This is a genomic window from Reichenbachiella sp., assembly GCF_039969095.1.
Taxonomy (GTDB): Bacteria; Bacteroidota; Bacteroidia; order Cytophagales; family Cyclobacteriaceae; genus Reichenbachiella.
Map to the genome: position 1 here is coordinate 273,074 of NZ_JBDVOL010000013.1, position 17,739 is coordinate 290,812.

10 protein-coding genes are annotated in these 17,739 nt (G+C 39.7%); 2 read left to right on the forward strand and 8 right to left on the reverse strand.

Annotation, left to right across the window (positions count from 1 at the left end; translation table 11 throughout):
• The first annotated feature begins 89 nt into the window (after positions 1-89).
• Positions 90-3,344, forward strand: coding sequence for a S41 family peptidase (locus ABJH98_RS13680; protein ID WP_348308256.1), 3,255 nt, complete (start codon positions 90-92; stop codon positions 3,342-3,344).
• A gap of 318 nt (positions 3,345-3,662) precedes the next feature.
• On the opposite strand, the gene ABJH98_RS13685 is transcribed toward ABJH98_RS13680, so the two are convergent.
• From ABJH98_RS13685 to ABJH98_RS13715, 7 genes are all read right to left on the reverse strand, one after another.
• Positions 3,663-5,612 carry a PKD domain-containing protein gene (locus tag ABJH98_RS13685; protein WP_348308257.1) on the reverse strand — a complete coding sequence of 650 codons (1,950 nt, stop codon included), beginning with the start codon at positions 5,610-5,612 and terminating at the stop codon, positions 3,663-3,665.
• A gap of 128 nt (positions 5,613-5,740) precedes the next feature.
• Entirely contained in the window at positions 5,741-6,466 is a 726-nt protein-coding gene (locus ABJH98_RS13690; protein ID WP_348308258.1) for a response regulator, read from the reverse strand.
• Positions 6,467-6,480: 14 nt separating this feature from the next.
• Positions 6,481-8,526: a histidine kinase dimerization/phosphoacceptor domain -containing protein gene (locus tag ABJH98_RS13695; protein WP_348308259.1), complete on the reverse strand. Its 2,046-nt coding sequence runs from the start codon at positions 8,524-8,526 to the stop codon at positions 6,481-6,483.
• A 116-nt stretch (positions 8,527-8,642) separates the two neighbouring features.
• Entirely contained in the window at positions 8,643-10,016 is a 1,374-nt protein-coding gene (locus ABJH98_RS13700) for a pyridoxal-phosphate dependent enzyme (protein WP_348308260.1), read from the reverse strand.
• 178 nt (positions 10,017-10,194) lie between these two features.
• Positions 10,195-10,671, reverse strand: coding sequence for a hypothetical protein (locus ABJH98_RS13705; protein ID WP_348308261.1), 477 nt, complete (start codon positions 10,669-10,671; stop codon positions 10,195-10,197).
• On the reverse strand, positions 10,655-12,523 hold the full coding sequence (locus ABJH98_RS13710; protein ID WP_348308262.1) for a hypothetical protein: 1,869 nt from the start codon (positions 12,521-12,523) through the stop codon (positions 10,655-10,657). Before ABJH98_RS13710 ends, ABJH98_RS13705 begins: the two co-directional genes overlap by 17 nt.
• A gap of 116 nt (positions 12,524-12,639) precedes the next feature.
• Positions 12,640-14,880, reverse strand: coding sequence for a Tex family protein (locus ABJH98_RS13715; protein WP_348308263.1), 2,241 nt, complete (start codon positions 14,878-14,880; stop codon positions 12,640-12,642).
• Between the two features lie 140 nt (positions 14,881-15,020).
• Here ABJH98_RS13715 and ABJH98_RS13720 point away from each other — a divergent pair, with 140 nt between their 5' ends.
• Positions 15,021-15,578, forward strand: a complete 558-nt coding sequence (locus tag ABJH98_RS13720) for a TlpA disulfide reductase family protein (RefSeq protein WP_348308264.1) — start codon at positions 15,021-15,023, stop codon at positions 15,576-15,578.
• A gap of 61 nt (positions 15,579-15,639) precedes the next feature.
• On the opposite strand, the gene ABJH98_RS13725 is transcribed toward ABJH98_RS13720, so the two are convergent.
• A complete protein-coding gene (locus ABJH98_RS13725; RefSeq protein WP_348308265.1) occupies positions 15,640-17,691 on the reverse strand; it encodes a M3 family metallopeptidase in 2,052 nt (683 codons plus the stop codon).
• Positions 17,692-17,739 lie beyond the last annotated feature (48 nt).

Below are 17,739 nucleotides of genomic sequence, written 5' to 3' on the forward strand. Positions count from 1 at the left end.
GATCAATTCAAAATAATACCAATAAAAAAAATGAGCATAGAGGTAAAGGATAATATTCTATTTTAGTATCTGATAAAACTCAATATTCTATGCAAAAATTGACATTAACCCTTTTGGCATGGGCAGTCGCATTTTCTAGCTTCGCCCAAATCTCTAATCCTTTAATCAACTTTCCTGTGCTGAGCCCCGATGGCAATCAAATGGCCTTCTCCTATCAAGGAGATATATGGACAGCGAATGCAGATGGAACTAGCCCACGAAGACTAACCATTCATGAAGGTTATGAAACGAAACCATTTTGGACACCTGACGGAGAAGGAATGGTTTTCAGAAGTGACCGGAATGGCAACAATGATGTTTATTACATCAGTCTAACTGGAGGATTACCTAAGCAATTGACTTTTCATTCATCAAGCGACACACCCAGTGATGTCACTCAGGATGGAAAAGTGCTTTTTCATGGAAACAGAAACTATCGCTTGATTGAATGGGATAATGAAGTACAAGTCGTCAACCTATCTGGAGGCACGCCTTATCGTTATATGAATGCCTTAGGATTCTATGCCACACAATCTCCAAATGGACGATTTGTAGCCTTTGTAAAAGGTTCTTGTCGAGATGAAAGAGAAGCCTACAATGGCCCTGCCAACACTGATATTTGGTTGTATGATTCGCAAAATAATTCCTATAGCCAGTTAACTACAGATACTCACAACGACATCTATCCGAAGTGGGGTAATGATCAGACATTATTCTTTCAATCAGCCCGAAGTGGAAAATATAATGTTCATCAATTAACGCTGGATACCAATGGCGCAATAAGTGGAGATGTACAGGCCGTCACATCATTTGCAGATATGGGCATTAGCTCATTTAGCGTTGGCAATAACGGACAAACCATTTTACTGGATAAAGGTGACCAACTGCTTTCAGTAAATGTTTCATCCAAGCAGACTACTCCAATTAATTTGGCCATAGGATCTGACTATAGATTTGACCCAATAGAGAGAAAAACATACCGTAATGATGTGGATCAAATTATCCCATCTCCAAGTGGAGATTATAGTGCTTTGGTTATAAGAGGTGAAATCTTTATTACTGAAAATGATAAGGAAAAAAGCAGAACTATCAACCTTTCTAATTCACCATATAGAGACCTAGAACCTCAATGGGTAAATGACTCAACACTCCTATTTGTATCTGATCGAGGAGGAAATTATGACATCTACGCCGTTCGGTCAGGCGACATAAGCGAAGGGAATTTGTTTAAAACTTTAAAATTGGATGTATCCAAAATAACAAATACTCCTGAAGAAGAATCAGACCTTGTGATCTCACCTGACCTCAAAACGCTTGTATTTAGACGAGGTGGTGGTCAGTTTTTATCGGCTTCCATCTCTAATAAGGGATTTATTTCTAATGAAAAAACTCTATTGTCTGGCTGGGCGCAACCATACGGTGTGTCTTGGTCACCTGACTCTAAATGGCTGGCTTACAGCATGGATGACTTGAATTTCAATGAAGAGATCTACATTCTAAAAGCAGACGGCAGTAAGAGCCCAGTCAACATCTCCATGCATCCAAAACTTGACAGCGATCCTGTATGGAGTCCTGATGGAAGTAAACTAGTATTTACATCAGCCCGTAGCAACGGCGATTATGACATCTGGTTTCTTTGGTTGAAAAAATCTGATTGGGAAAAAACTGCCGACGAGTGGAAATACGAAGACGATGAAGAAAAAAAGCCTAAGAGCGAACCTGATTCCTCAAAGAAAAAGAATAAAGGAAAGTCAGATGATAAAAAAGAAGAGAATAGCATCACTCCCATTCAAATCGACTTTGAAGACATTCATGAAAGGCTAGAACAAGTGACTGCCTTTTATGGCAATGAAATTAGCCCACTGGTTTCTAAAGATGGTAAAACGATTTATTACCGCACTAGTACTGATGGCTGGGGAAAACCTGCAAAAGTAGACGTCGATTTGTTCAAAATATCATGGGATAAAAAAGACCACACAGCGATAACTTCAGGCGGCGAAGAGCCTTCTAGTCTATACATGGGAGCTAAAAATGAATACATCTATGCAACCATGAAAGGAGGTAAACCGGCCAGATTCAAACTGTCTAACGATAAAAAAGAAGCACTCCCAATTTCAGCTAAGTTGAATATAGATTTCAAAGAAGAATTGAATCAAATATTCGAAGAAGCTTGGAAGGCACTGGATAAACGATTTTATGATCCTAATTTTCACGGGCAAGATTTCAATAATCTTAAATCCATTTATAAGCCATTGGCAATGAAAGCATCCACTCGAGAAGACTTCAACACGGTGTTCAATCAAATGCTTGGTCAGATAAATGCCAGTCATATGGGACTCTATCGAGGAGATCTGCGCAAAGAAGTCCAATCAACTAAGACTGGTCTCATTGGCGTAGAACTCAAACCTGTAGCGGATGGCGTGCAAGTCATTAGTAAACTACCCCAAATGCCAGCCGATAGAGAGATTAGTACTATTAAGATTGGCGAAACAATCACCGCAGTGAATGGAACTTCCATCACCTCGAATGTGAATTATTATGATTTGATGAATGAGACAGCTGATGAGCGAGTTTTACTTTCAGTAAAAAGTACCGATGGACAAAATAGAGAAGTTGAAATCAGACCAGTCTCCAGTAATAGCAACGCTCGATACAAAGCCTGGGTACAATCAAAAAAGAAACTAGTAGATGAATTTTCCAATGGGCAACTTGGCTATATCCATATTCAAGCTATGGGTTGGTCGAGCTTCGAACGATTCGAAAGAGAATTAGCTGCAGCTGGATATGGCAAGAAGGGCATTGTCATCGACGTAAGGTTCAATGGTGGAGGATGGACAACAGATCATCTAATGGCCATTTTGAATGTGAAGCAACATGCTTATACGATTCCGAGAGGAGCTACTGAAAGCTTGGACAACAACAAAGAATTTGCCGATTACTATCCTTATAGTGAAAGGTTGCCATTACCAGCTTGGACTAAGCCTTCCATTGCGCTATGCAATGAAAGTAGCTATTCCAATGCAGAAATATTTTCACATGCGTACAAGCATTTAGGTGTAGGTACTTTGGTTGGGAAACCTACTTTCGGAGCTGTAATATCCACTAGCGGAAGACGGTTGATAGATGGTAGCTTGATCAGGTTACCTTTTCGTGCCTGGTATGTAAAAGCAACTGGAGAAAATATGGAATTGGGACCTGCAGTTCCAGACATTATTTTAGATAATGCACCAGATGAACGAAGCAGAAATGAAGACAGTCAGCTGAAAAAAGCAACAGAGCAGCTACTCAAAGAAATAAACAATTAAGGACTGTCTTCCCAAACATTACCTAGCGAACACGATTAACATAAACATGAGGAACGCTAGAATTCTAAAACCTAAAATCCAGTATTTCATATTAATAACGGATGGTTAACAAAACATGAAATACAAAAAGTAGGCCATGTTTTTTATGACCATTTATAAATCAAAAAATCCCTTTCTGGAGCTCAGAAAGGGATTTTTTTTAGGATATGTCACCACTCGTTTGTGGCAACATATCCAAGTAAAAACCAGATGCGGCTCAATTTAGATTCATCGTTTTTCACAAACTAGAAAGCGCACATCTGATATTTATTGATTTCGTTAATCGCCGTATATGGTGAACAAAGTGAATTCTGCATCCGTAAGGGTTCCAGCGCTATTGTAGGTATTCACAGTGGCGATCATATCGTCCCCATTTGTGCTCCATGATCTAATGACGGCCTTGTTATTATTAGCTCCATAGCCGGTTACCAAGATGGTATTACCAGATCCAGCTTGTTGTTTGATGGTCACCTCATACATGCCTGTAGACACCTTTTGAGATGTAATGCCACCACCACTCGAATTACCTGTTCTTAGTGGCGTATATGCCGATCCGGCAGTTTCAAGGTCTGCCCAGCAGTATGCTCCAGTCATGTTAGTCAAACTCTTGGTGAAAAGCAGATTGAATTTTGCATCTTTTAGATCACCCGTTCCAGAATGGTAAGTCCTTACCTCCACTTTCAGATCACCGTTCGAAACGTACCAACTATTAATTTTGGCGATGGCGCTAACCGCATTAGAAGCTGTTACTTGTACATTCCCAAGGTTATCTCCCACATCTGGGATCGTGACCGTATAAGTTCCTACAGAAGGGCTACTGATTGTTGGTGATCCTCCGCTGCTATTGTAGGATTTAGAGGTATCTGGCGTATATCCTCCAGATGATTCCTGGTCGGCATACAAATATGCACCTTCAAAACCTTCTCCGGTCACAAAGATGGTAAATGATCGGTCAGCCAAATTCGCAGCATTATCGAATGTCCGAACATTAGCAACCAAATCCGCTCCTGAGTTGCCCCAAGACAATACTCTGACTGCCCCTTCACTGGTACCATAAAGTGATGCTTGCACGTGACTATTCGACATGGCCATACCTCCAAAAGTAACCGCATAAGAACCTGTAGTTGATCTACTAATGGTAATTGAACCCCCTTCGGAATTAAAGGAATAACCTGAATTGGCGGTATAACTACTAGTAGTAGGATTTCCACACCAGGCAAACCCGCGAATCACTTTGGGGCTTTCTACTGTGATGTGGTCATTCTTTACTTCAGTATCTGAACCTACGGCATTGGTCACCTTCAAAGTCACATCAAAAATACCGGGTGAATCGTACGTAACGACGGGGTTCTTCTCGGTAGATGAACTTGGAGTCCCTCCCTCGAATGTCCATTCATATGAACCCACAAACATGGATTCGTCTGTAAAAGTAATTTCTTGTCCCGGTTCTATAGACTGGCTGGATGCACTAAACTGTGCCACTGGCGTAGAAATTGCAGATATAGAATTCCAGTAATAGTTGAATCCTTCAGTATATGAAGTTGTTGAGATCTCCACTTGAGAACTACTACTCCCTGCACTAAAATAAAACTGCTTAACTGAACCGCCAGTACTCGTTCCTACTACTTCAGTAATTCCGCTTGCTGGCTCGGAGATATTCTCATCATCAAAATAGTAAACAATATTGTTGGTTTGAATATAGCGACTGATATCGTCCTCTACGGTAAAAATGTGAACCCCGCTGACGTTATACCAAGTTCCTAAGTACTCATCGGGAATTCTTTCTAGTGGCTCTTCTTCCTCTTCCTCCTCCTCTTCTTCTTCATCAGCAGCCCAACCCTCACTGACCTTGGTGTAGCCAGAACTGGCACTTACCTGAGAGATTTCTATTACTCCAGAAACAGAAGTAGTCCTTAAATAGAAATCTTTACTTGAACCAGAAGCAGACCTTCCTTCTACTTCATACACATCATCTAAGAACGTATACTCATCATAATAATATTCAGCATTACCTGTCATGATAAAGTAATCTGAATTTATGGAACCAATCTCATACAAATAAGTACCACTTTCTGAATACCAACTGCCAACAAATATGGAAGGGATACTTCCAGAAATACTTTCTGTCTGATCATCATCCTCCAGTAGATCTTCTAAATCACAAGATTGAAGGGAAATTAAAAAAAATAAAAGGGCCAGAAGGCGCATTCCAAGTATTAAAATTTTCATGGTTATCTAAAATAGTTTGTGAAAATTCAATACTAGGGCTTAATTAATAACCTAACTTGAAAGCTGGGATTAACTGCGAAATACTGTATTTAATCAGCAGAATTTTGGATTGAAATAAAACTGTAAAACTAAATTTTGTTGATCTGCTTCATCAACCAAGACTGTTGTTCTCGTCCAATAGGCAGCTCTTCATCACCTATGCAAAGGTATTCGGAATGTACTGCGGTTAGATTATTTAAATTGATTAGAAACGACTTATGTGATCTAAAAAACCTTCTGTCTGACAGTTTTTGCTCCAGCTCTTTTAGTGTAGATCTGAGGACATATTTTTTATCCGATAAGTACAAGGTACAGTAATTGGCATCTGCACTAGCATACATGATTTCATCGTATTTCACTTTGACTGACAGGTTTTTTTGACGAATGAAGAGACTGTCATTCATCACAAATCCAGCATGGTCTTCATCGAGCCCGGCATTCTGTTCTTTAGAAAAATTACTCAATGCTAGCTCAACAGCCACTCTTACATCATCATCTTCAAACGGCTTCACAAGAAACCCATTGGGTTGACAATCCTTGGCTCTTTCTAAGGTAGCCTTGTCCGTGTGAGAGGAAATAAATACGAATGGAATTTGAAACTTCTGTTTGATCAATTGTGCCAACTCTATGCCGTCTCTTGATCCTTCGATCTGGATGTCGAGCAAAACGATATCTGGAATTTCGCTTTCTAAAATTCGCTTGGCTACGTCATAACTTTTGGCTATACCAAGCACCTCATAGTCCATAGATTCCAATATATCTTTCAGATCATTGGCTATGATCAATTCATCTTCGACAATGAGTATCCGAATCATTTGGTGAAAATATATTATGCTGCTCGCTTATCATCAAAAAATATTGTAAATAATGTGCCTTTTGATTGATCAATCTGTAATTCGCCATTGAGTTGATCAACCAAAATATGAACGAGTCGCATGCCCATACTTTGTTTTTGATCGAATCCTTCGGGTAGACCATGGCCGGTATCTGCTACTTGCAATTGGCAGCCATTACCCAAATTTTTTAAGCTTATGCTAATTTGCCCTTCTTCGGCATGAAGAAAAGCATATTTAAGTGCATTAGAAATCAGTTCATTGATTATCAAGCCTATGGGTACGGCTGTGTCTACATCCAACAAAATATCTTCGGATTCTACGATTTGCTTGATTTTATCACCTGGTTTAAAACTATTAAATAAAAAACCACTCAATTCATCAATGTATTCCTTCATGTTGATTCTTGAAAGCTCATCTTGATTGTATAGTTTCTGATGAATCAGAGACATGGATTTGATTCTGCTTTGACCTTCTCGAACAGCGCTTTTTGCTTCTCCTTCTTCCATCTGACGAGACTGCATACTCAACAAGCTGGAAATGACTTGTAGATTATTTTTTACTCTGTGATGAATCTCCTTGAGCAAGGTTTCTCTTTCCTTACTTGTCTTTTCTATCACTTCCTTTTGTTCGTAGAGCTGTTTATTAATCTGGCGTTGCTTTTTAGCATTTCGCCAAATCAAAAACGCCATGCCTCCTACAAAAATTAGTACAATCAAGCTGAGTAGTTGAATGGTACGTTGCTGGCTGATCCGTTGATCCTGAGCCTCAAGTTTTTCTTGCTGTACTTTTATTTCTAGCTCCTTTTCTCTGGTTTCAAATTTGGTATTGAGTGCGGCTATATTTTTCTCCTTTTGTTTGCCCAACTGCTCATCTTTGATGTTTTCGTACAACAAACGCGTATGATAAGCGGGTTCAAATTGATTGGCTAGAGCCTCGACTTCAGATTGAATTTTGTATATATCCAATAAAGTGGAAGATAGGTTATTAGCCTGCGCCATTTCTAGCGCTATGTCACAATGTGCCAATCCTTTTTTCTCCTGATTAAGATTGCCATAGATCAAACACAGCAAAGTATGTGTTTGCACGATGGCTCCTTTGGACTCTAATGCTTCGAATCGCTCGAGTGCCTCCAGACAAAACACCAAAGCTTCGTCATACCTCTCAGAGTCATTATAGGTGTCTGCCAGATTGTGTAGTGAGGTGGGTATCTGATATACATCGTTGAGTGCCTTGGCTTCCTCTAGAATTTCGCTAAATCCTGCCTCTGCTTCTTCAAACCGACCCAGGTTGCTCAGCGCCAAACATAACCCTGTCCGGGCGTACCATTTGGCCCGGGTGTAGTCCGTATCCTTGATCAACTCATAGGCCTTCCCAGAATATTCACATGCCTTTTCATAATCTTCGGTTTCAAGATAGACTGCACCCACATTCGAAAGGTAGTTGGCCTGTTTATGATCATATCCTTGCTCAAGGTTCAATTCGGCTGCTTCCACATACTGAGCAATGGCTAAATCGTAAAGCCCTTGCTGTCGATATAGATTGCCCAAATTACCTATGGCAGCCGTTGTTTTTTGGATTTTATCGTGGGTTTTCCCTAATACAATCATTTGACGATAAGCCCAGGCTGCACTGTCCAATTTTTTTTTGTCATCAAACATGATCCCTAAGGCCAGATAGGCTTCCATTTCAGGGTCAATATATTTTTGTTGCTGCGCTGTGCCTATCAGTTTTTTGATAATTACTATGGCGGTATCTGTCTGTCCTTCGTCAAAATAAGCGTAACCTAAATTGAGCCATGAATCAAGGAGACCTTCCTCATAGTTCAAATGACCGGCCTCTTGCTGAGCAAGCACTGCGTACTTGCGTGCTGAGTCCACATTAGAATATCCAAAGGTAAAGGCGATCTTATTGAGAATATCAATTCTTGTTTCTCCAGCAGCTGTATTAAGTTCTTGCTTTAAACTATCTAGTTGAGCTCGAACGGTACTGATTTGGCAGATTACAAAAAAAAGAAACAGAGGTATTTTTAAAAAGCGCATAAGGCAAATTAACAAATTAAATCATCTGCTGACCATTAAAATGGCCGTTCTTAACCTTAGGGCATAAAAAAGCACTGTTATTATCTAACAGTGCTTTTCATTGTTGATATAAAAATTTACTTAGTCAAACTGACCAACAAATCAGTTTGTGTCAAAATATGTACTTTGTTCTTGTCGTCTCGTACGAGCAATGCTTTGGTGTCTTTGTCTAGAATTTTAGACATTACATCTACTGTATTGTCTAATGCGATGAACTTAAAGGAAGCATCCATGATTTCAGAAATTGGTTGGTCTTTTAGTTCAGGATTCGCAATCAATGCCTTTAAGATTTTGGCATCGGAGATACTACCCACAAACTGATCATCCTTCACTACAGGTGCCTGATCTATGCCATGTTCGTTCATCGTGGAAATCACTTCACCGATCTTAGCTGAGCTTTTTACAGTAAATAATTCTCCCTGGCCATTCTTACTAGCTACAATATCTCTAGCCGTAGCGAAAGTACCTGTTTCGGTGAAACCATGGTCTTGCATCCAGTTGTCATTGTAGATTTTGCCCAAGTATCGAGTTCCATGATCTGGCATAATAATTACCATGACATCGTCTTCTTTCAGGTTCTCCTTTGCATATTCGATAGCACCGTGCACTGCTGATCCGCATGACCACCCCACAAACATTCCTTCTTCCTTGGCCAGTCTTCTGGTCATTAATGCACCGTCCTTATCTGTCACTTTTACAAAATGATCGATCAAGCTGAAGTCGACGTTCTTAGGTAAAATATCCTCACCGATCCCCTCTGTCAGATATGGATATACTTCATTTTCATCAAATTGACCTGTTTCTTTATATTTCTTAAATACAGATCCGTAAGTATCAATTCCTACTGATACTACGTCTTTATTTTGTTCTTTCAGATATTTCGCTACTCCACACATAGAACCACCTGTACCAACTCCTGCGGCATAATGCGTGATTTTACCTTCAGTATCTCTCCAAATTTCTGGACCCGTACTTTCGTAGTGTGCCAGCGCATTTGAAATATTGTCGTACTGGTTGGGATAAAACGAATTCGGAATTTCTTCATTCAATTTTTTAGCTACAGAATAGTACGAGCGTGGATCTTCGGGCTCAACATTTGTTGGACAAACGTGCACTTCGGCGCCGACCGCTCTCAAAATGTCCATTTTCTCAGGGCTTTGTTTATCAGCCAAAGTAAAGATACATTTATAACCCTTTGAGATTGCAGCCAATGCCAATCCCATTCCTGTGTTTCCAGACGTACCTTCTATAATAGTACCTCCTGGTTTCAGAATACCCGCTTTTTCTGCATCCTCTATCATTTTCAAAGCCATACGATCCTTCATAGAATTACCTGGATTGAAATACTCAAGTTTAACAAGGATGGTACCTTTTACGCCGTGAGCTACACTGTTGAGTTTGACCAATGGAGTATCTCCAATTGTATCGATTATTGAGTTGTAAAATTTCATGTGCTAATATTTATTTAATGGTCACCGGTTCGCCGGGGCGATGTAACCAACAGCACCTATAAAATCGTCTAGCAAAGACCTGCTGACGTCTGTCGGTTTCATAATAGAGATTTTGTTCCTAGCGCAAAATTAGAAAGATAAATAGGCAATCCTAAGTGAAAATGAAAAATGAAGAAAATTAGTGAGCATACCGCTCTTCAATTGCCTTTCCGTCTACAGTATAACTGATCTTCAACAGCATGGATGTCAACTCCTCCACTTGGATTGATTCTATGGTTTCAAATGATTCGTCTGTCAGACTAATCAAATTTTGAAAGGTCTCATTAGCATCAGCATCCAGGGTATACTTTGCTTTATACAGTGTGTCGGTAGAAGAAGATGATCCACAGTTTACTTTTCGGCCCAGCATATATAATGAGTCCTCACTTGTTTCATTAATGAATGTCAGTGTGTTGCCTTCAAGACAATCATTGAACACATTGGTACCATCTTCTGTTCGTGCAAAAAGTGACCACGCTTTGGTATCATCAGCAGACAACAGCCTATTCGCTTGATCCGAACCAAACGATTTGCTGATATCATCAGTACCACACTGTGTTAATCCACAAAGCAGTACCCACCCAAGAAATAAAATTCGATTATCTAACGTTGCCACTTCTATCCACTACAAAATACCCAGGATCATTAGGGTCTCCCGCTCCATTCTCCAACTCTTTTTCTGTTTTAGTATAGAAGATGGTTTCTTTTACAATGTCATTAAATTTCACATCTACTGGCGCTCGACTTATTTTCAACTGATTGACCCAATTCATCTCTCCTTGAGGTGTAGTAGAAATTGCTATGATATTGTTTTTAGAATCAGGCACCATAGAGAAGATATATGACGCAATTGTGCCTTCCTGAGAAGGGATAAACGCTCCCGAAACCAAAAACTCACTATCACTGTATTTGAAACTAGTCAATGCAAAATTCTTTTTCCACTCAATCTTTCTCGCGTTATTGATTTTGGCAACAAACCCTTTGTCGGTAGCCCCTTTAAATTCTAAACCTACCACATAGGTATTGGATGAATCGTCTTTCATAGAAACGATAGAATAGAATTTAGAGAAATCATGCGGAACGTAAGTAGTGTCCATCCGAGGAATGAGATACAGCGAATCTAATCCGTCCTCACTTACACCCCAGCGTGCCCTAATTCGATATTGCTCATTATAATTCGACCATTTACTTTTTGCAGAGGTGAGTTTGGCTTCCATCTCTTTTCGATATTTGATCAAACCAATATCTCCACCGTAGGTCTCATTTACCAACTCGCCATATTTTTTTGTACCAATGGTAATCCCTGGCTCAACTAATGTAGCCACCGATTTTTCCATAATGCCAATAAGTTGAACCACACTATCAGAAACGGCCAATTGATAATCCACATCATCAATATTTGCTAATCGCTCATTTATGCTTTCATTGGTTAAGTAATCAAATTTGTTTTCACTTAACTGAATGATAAGTAAATCCTTAGACAAAGCTTGTTCGTCAAACTTGTCAATGTCGGCCAGTAAACTTGAATCTAATGCTGTAATGGGTTTCTCATTTAAGATTCCAGACCCACTATTTATTTGATTGGATTCTAGCTTTATATCTTTCATCGTTTGACTAATCTGGCTTTTAAGTCTGAAAACATCTCTTTTAATCACATCATGTGTATTCTCTGCCCAAAGCCCATAGTTCCAAGCCACTACATCGTTAGCGAAAAAATCTACAGTACTCAAACCATCTTCGCCATATACACTAATTTCTTTCCACTCGAGTTCTGGACTATATCCTTTTTTTCCTATCCGACTTACCGCATCCCTGACATTCTCGAATTTTTCCTTAATTTCTGTGTTTTTATCTATGACTGTCACTAAACTATCCTTCAATTCCTCACTTGCCATGAGATACAAGTCATTAATGTTAGGGTATTGGGAAGAAAGTGCTTTATAAGTGGCCATCGAAAGCTCATTCGCACTATTGATGCTATACAAATCAGCATAAATAGACTTGGCATATTTATTAACATTTCGAAGACTTTGGAGTTTCTTTTCAATATCTAATTGAACATCAGATATTTTAATTCCGAAATCACCAGTTCTTAAATCCCTTCTATGAAAAGCTTGGTAGAATTCATCATTTTTCTTCAATTCCTTTTCAGTAATCAAAGTTTTGGCCTTAGTCAGGTAAACAACTGCTGTATCAGAAGCTCCTAAAATAGCCGTCGAATCTGATACAATATGATATTGATCAACCAGCCCCTCATAATATAGTCCTACCTGAAGATTGGCATTAGGCTCCTCTGCATTTTTAGGATCAGACAGAAAACTCCACAACAGAGGCATCGCCTCATCATAGTTTTTCGCCTCGATGAGAGGAAATATATCCTTATCATATTTTATTTTTTTCTGAGCAAAAGAAGATTGGAACACGCAACAAGAAAGAATACTGAGCGCTAGTACGATTGATTTCTGCATTTCTATCTTTATTATGATTGATTTTTTGGTTTACTACAAAAGTAATAAAAGATTTTTCCTTGATTAAATTAGACTTTTTCTAGGTGAAATCCCCACTAATACCATAAAACGAAGATTTAGTTATTAAATTTTCCTTTGAGCATTGCTAATTTGGATTGCAGGTCTCCTTGTACTTCCTGTTTTGCTTCTTGTTTTCTCTCAAATTTCTTTTTTGGTTTCCCAAATGGGTCTGATTTCATAGATAAAGAAATCCGTTTTTGCGCTATATTGATCTCAGTAACCGTAACCTGAACTTGCTGCTGCAATTTGACTACAGCTGCGGGATCACTCACAAATGAATCCGAGAGTTGACTCACATGAACCAACCCATCTTGATGGACACCTACATCTACAAAGGCACCAAATTTCGTGATATTAGTCACAAGTCCTGGTAATTTCATACCTACTTTCAAATCATTCATTTCATTGACTCCTTCTTGAAAAGAAAAGACCTCGTATTGCTCGCGAGGATCGCGTCCAGGTTTAGCCAGTTCGTCCATGATGTCTTTCAAGGTTGGCAGTCCTACTTCGTCCGTTACATAATTTTTAGGGTCAATTTTTGCTCTTACCGAAGAGTCTTTAACCAAATTGGCAACCGTACTATTCAAGTCAGCAGCCATTTTTTGTACGGTAGCGTACCGCTCTGGATGCACAGCACTAGCGTCTAGCACATTATCACTTTCGCGAATCCGCAAAAAACCTGCTGCTTGCTCAAATGCCTTATCTCCCATTCTTGGCACTTTTTTCAAAGCTGCCCTATTTTTGAATGGGCCATTTTCATTTCTGAATTTGACAATGTTGTCTGCCAATTGCGGCCCCAATCCCGAAACATAAGTCAACAGTTGCTTGCTGGCTGTATTCAACTCTACGCCTACGCCATTTACACAGCTCTCTACTACATCATCGAGGGAATGTTTCAAGGAGTTTTGATCAACATCATGCTGATACTGACCAACACCAATAGACTTGGCATCAATTTTCACCAATTCCGCCAATGGATCCATCATCCTTCTCCCAATAGATACGGCACCTCTCACAGTCAAATCCTGATCAGGGAATTCTTCTCTTGCCACTTCAGAAGCTGAATAAATGGACGCACCACTTTCACTTACCATCGCGATAATGACATTGGATGGTAATCCAATCGACCGAATAAAACTTTCTGACTCCCTACTCGCAGTTCCGTTTCCAATCGCAATCGCTTCAATATCATGTTTTGCCACCATGTGCTTGATTGTTTCTGCAGCTTCGCGGGTTCTTCTTTGCGGCTCATGAGGAAAAATCGCTTCAAATTCCAACAACTTTCCCTGTTTATCCAAACACACAACTTTACAGCCAGTCCTAAAACCTGGATCAAGAGCCAAAACATTTTTTTGACCTAGTGCAGGAGATAACAACAATTGCCTCAAGTTTTCTGAAAATACTTGAATGGCTTCATCATCAGCAGTCTTCTTTGTGGATACTCTGGTTTCGGTTTCCATGGAAGGTTTTAGCAGTCGTTTGTAGGCGTCTTTCAATGCCAGTTTTACTTGCTTGACGTTGGCATTTTGACCAGTGATTACTTTTTTCTCTAATAAAAAATTAGCCTCATTTTCATCTGGAAATATGTCTAGGGACAAAATCATTTCTTTTTCGCCTCTTCTCATCGCCAACAATCTGTGCGAAGGACATTTTTTTAGCGGCTCTTCCCATTCGAAGTAATCTTTGTATTTCTGTCCCTCCTGCTCTTTGCCTTTCATCACGGTAGATTTGATCACTGCTTTATCTAAAAACAACTTTCTCAATCCTCCACGTATTTCGGCATTTTCACTCACCCATTCTGCCATAATATCTCTTGCGCCTTGCAAGGCTTCTTCTACATCTGCCACTCCTTTTTCCTCATTGACATATTGAAGAGCCATTTCGTCCGGATCACCAAGGCCTTGTTCGAATATGGCTTTTGCCAATGGCTCCAACCCTTTCTCTTTGGCCATAGAACCTTTTGTTTTTCTTTTTGGCTTATACGGCAAATAGATATCCTCTAACTCCGTCATGGTCAATGCACCATCAATTTTCTTTTTCAATTGATCGGTCAGCTTCCCCTGCTCTTCAATAGATTTCAGAATGGCCTCTCTTCTTTTATCCAAGTCACGTAACTTGCCAATACGATCTTTTACATAAGCCACTGCCACTTCATCCAAACTGCCTGTCTGTTCTTTTCTATATCGAGAGATAAATGGAACGGTAGCACCTTCGTCTAATAAGGCAACAATAGCGGCAACACCAGATACTGGAACATTATGCTCAGAGGCAATCAAAGAAATATGCTTTTGACTCATGTGATTCTGTTAATTTATGGTAATTGAAAAATTGAGTGCATCAAATTTAATCACCTCGAGGAATTATTATCACTCAACTTTTGTATAAGTTCAAAGAAGTTTTCCACATCCTTACCAAGGAGATTGAATTACAAATATTTATGAAAAAATTCTTATCCGATTGGTGGCTTATCATTGCGCTAGTCGTCATGTTCTACTTATTCGGTTACGCGGAAGTGGTTGGGTTTATGCAGCGCTTGGTTTTGTCAACAGGTATCATACAAACCGAAACCATTGATGCAAAAGATCAACAAATAGCAGATTACAATTTTCGGCTAATAGGTGAACAAGGAAATATAGTGGATTTCAATCGGTTCAAAGGCCAAACAGTCTTTCTCAACTTTTGGGCCACTTGGTGCCCACCTTGCGTAGCAGAGATGCCCGATATTCACGATTTGTACGAAAAAGTAAAGAATGAAAATGTAGCTTTTGTCTTGATCAGTCAAGACGAAAATTTTGATAAAGCCAAGAACTTCCTAGATAGGAAGTCTTATTCGTTTCCGGTTTATCAATTGGCCTCCTCACTTCCTAAAATCTTCAGCAGCCGATCTATACCCACCACTTTTGTGATTTCACCAGAAGGAAAAATCATCGCCAAACATACAGGTATGGCGAAATATGATACGGAGGCGTTTAGGCAGCTACTTGTTGCTGACTAAGGCTTGTTGTCATACCGAAGGCATTCATTTGAGGCAAGACCATCATGCTTCAGTCGCTGGATTATAACCCTAGGCTCTTCATGTAAGCCTCGTTGTTAGATGGTCGGCCTAGAAATTCCTCTACAGCCTCAACAACGTCTCGCTGCGAGCCATTAGCCAAAATCAGCTTTCTGTATTTCACACCAGTAGCCTGATCTTGCAAACCATTCTTCTCAAATACACTAAACATATCTTGCGCATATACATCTGACCACAAATAGCCATAATAATAAACCGGGTGCGTATTGATGTGAATCCAGCTGGCCTGATAATGTGTCCCTTCTACATGACCATTCATGACGCCCATTTCCTCATCTATTTTCTTCCATAGATCATCTGTAGAGATTTTGTTTTCAGGATCATACAAGTTGTACAAATTCAAGTCGTAGATACAGTTTCTTAGTGATCTAATTGAAGAATAACCAGAAGACACATTCTTTGCATTTAACATGTTATTGAAGGTTTCTTCCGGTAAAACCTCGCCAGTTTCATAATGTCTAGCAAATGAACTCAAGGTTTCATAATCCCATATCCAGTTTTCAAAAATCTGAGACATGGCTTCTGTAAAATCAGATTTCGAACCCGATTGTAATGAAAATTCTCCCTCATAAGCCATTTTATCCATGATGTGCCCAAACTCATGAAATAAAGTACTCAGTTCCCCATGACTCAGGAGCGATGGAAGTGTCTCGGTCGGTCGAGTGAAGTTGCCCAATAGCATGGCCTCTGGCACTTCATATCCTCCCTCTTTTGCCTTACCGCTTACCAATGGCACACAGTAAAACCAGGTTTCTTTATTTGGTCTTGGGAATAAATCCAGATAGAATCTACCTTTCAATCGTCCTTCTTCGTATACCTCATACATATCCACTTCTTCATGCCACACGCTGCCATTTTCTACCTTTTTGAACTCCAGATTCAATAGATTTTGATACACGGCAAACATGCCTTCCAAACAATCATCCATAGGCAGGTAGTTTCTGATTTCCTCTGGGTCCACGTTGTATTCAGTTTTCAATATTTCATTTTTATAATAAGAAATATCCCAAGGATCTAACAATGAATCTGTCCTACCTGTACTATTCATTCTGGCTTGATCCAATTCTTCCAGATCTTTAATAGCCTTGTCTGTACTTGCTTCCACTAAACCATTCACAAAGTCCCAGACATTGTCAGGATTTTTGGCCATTTTTGGCACCAGATTATAGTCGGCATAAGTATCATATCCCATCAACTGCGCCAGTTCATATCTCTTCTGCACCAGCGCATCCAAAATGGCTAAATTCTTATCCGAAGCGCGATTATAGAATTTCATATAATAGTTCTTTCTAGTCATCTCCCTTGACGAGTTCTTCATCACCGGTCCAGAAGTAGCATTGATTACGGGAACTTCATATCTGCCCTCACCAGAGGCATAGGTTTTCTTAAAATTTTCAGGCAAACCCTCTGCTCCAACTTCATTCAATATCAACAACTCATTGGCTGTATTCATATTCGTAGCATATTCGGCAGTTAAATCATTGATTTCTTTGTTTAGCTTTTTATAGGCTACTAAGTCTTCTTCACCTAAGCTTACACCCGACAGTTCGAATCCATCGATCAAATCATCCACCAACAGTTTCTTTTTTTCACTCAGGCTAGCATATTCTTCGGTTTCGGTATAACTCACCATTTTATCGTACAACGCCTTGTCGGAGTAGATTCCAGTAGATAATGAGTCTATTCTCTTGTATCCTGCCAAACCAGTAGCTCGAATCACAGAATCAGGAGAAGTCCAGTACATCAAGAAGCTCTTACTTGACGCTGTAGACATGTTGTTACTGATGTCATCAAACGTGCCGAATATATTTTCGAAAGTCGGCGTACTGACCGCTTTGATATCGGCTACAGCTTTAGCGGACTGATTGATGGTGTATTCACCGTACTCCTGCAGGTCATCCGCCGTAGCATTCGCAAAATCAACGGGTTCGTTGAGTGCGACTACATAAGGATTGTCAATCGTTTCGGATGCGTCTTTAGTCGGTTCGCAAGCAAAAGTGAGGGTCAGAATGGAAAGCGCGTATGAAAATCTCATTTTGGGATGGGTTTGAAATGCTAAAATATCGTTATTTAAATAGCCTGA

Coding starts and splice junctions, on each gene's coding strand:
- ABJH98_RS13680 (WP_348308256.1), top strand. CDS start 90: ATGCAAAAATTGACATTAACCCTTTTGGCATGGGCAGTCGCATTTTCT.
- ABJH98_RS13685 (WP_348308257.1), bottom strand. CDS start 5,612: ATGAAAATTTTAATACTTGGAATGCGCCTTCTGGCCCTTTTATTTTTT.
- ABJH98_RS13690 (WP_348308258.1), bottom strand. CDS start 6,466: ATGATTCGGATACTCATTGTCGAAGATGAATTGATCATAGCCAATGAT.
- ABJH98_RS13695 (WP_348308259.1), bottom strand. CDS start 8,526: ATGCGCTTTTTAAAAATACCTCTGTTTCTTTTTTTTGTAATCTGCCAA.
- ABJH98_RS13700 (WP_348308260.1), bottom strand. CDS start 10,016: ATGAAATTTTACAACTCAATAATCGATACAATTGGAGATACTCCATTG.
- ABJH98_RS13710 (WP_348308262.1), bottom strand. CDS start 12,523: ATGCAGAAATCAATCGTACTAGCGCTCAGTATTCTTTCTTGTTGCGTG.
- ABJH98_RS13715 (WP_348308263.1), bottom strand. CDS start 14,880: ATGAGTCAAAAGCATATTTCTTTGATTGCCTCTGAGCATAATGTTCCA.
- ABJH98_RS13720 (WP_348308264.1), top strand. CDS start 15,021: ATGAAAAAATTCTTATCCGATTGGTGGCTTATCATTGCGCTAGTCGTC.
- ABJH98_RS13725 (WP_348308265.1), bottom strand. CDS start 17,691: ATGAGATTTTCATACGCGCTTTCCATTCTGACCCTCACTTTTGCTTGC.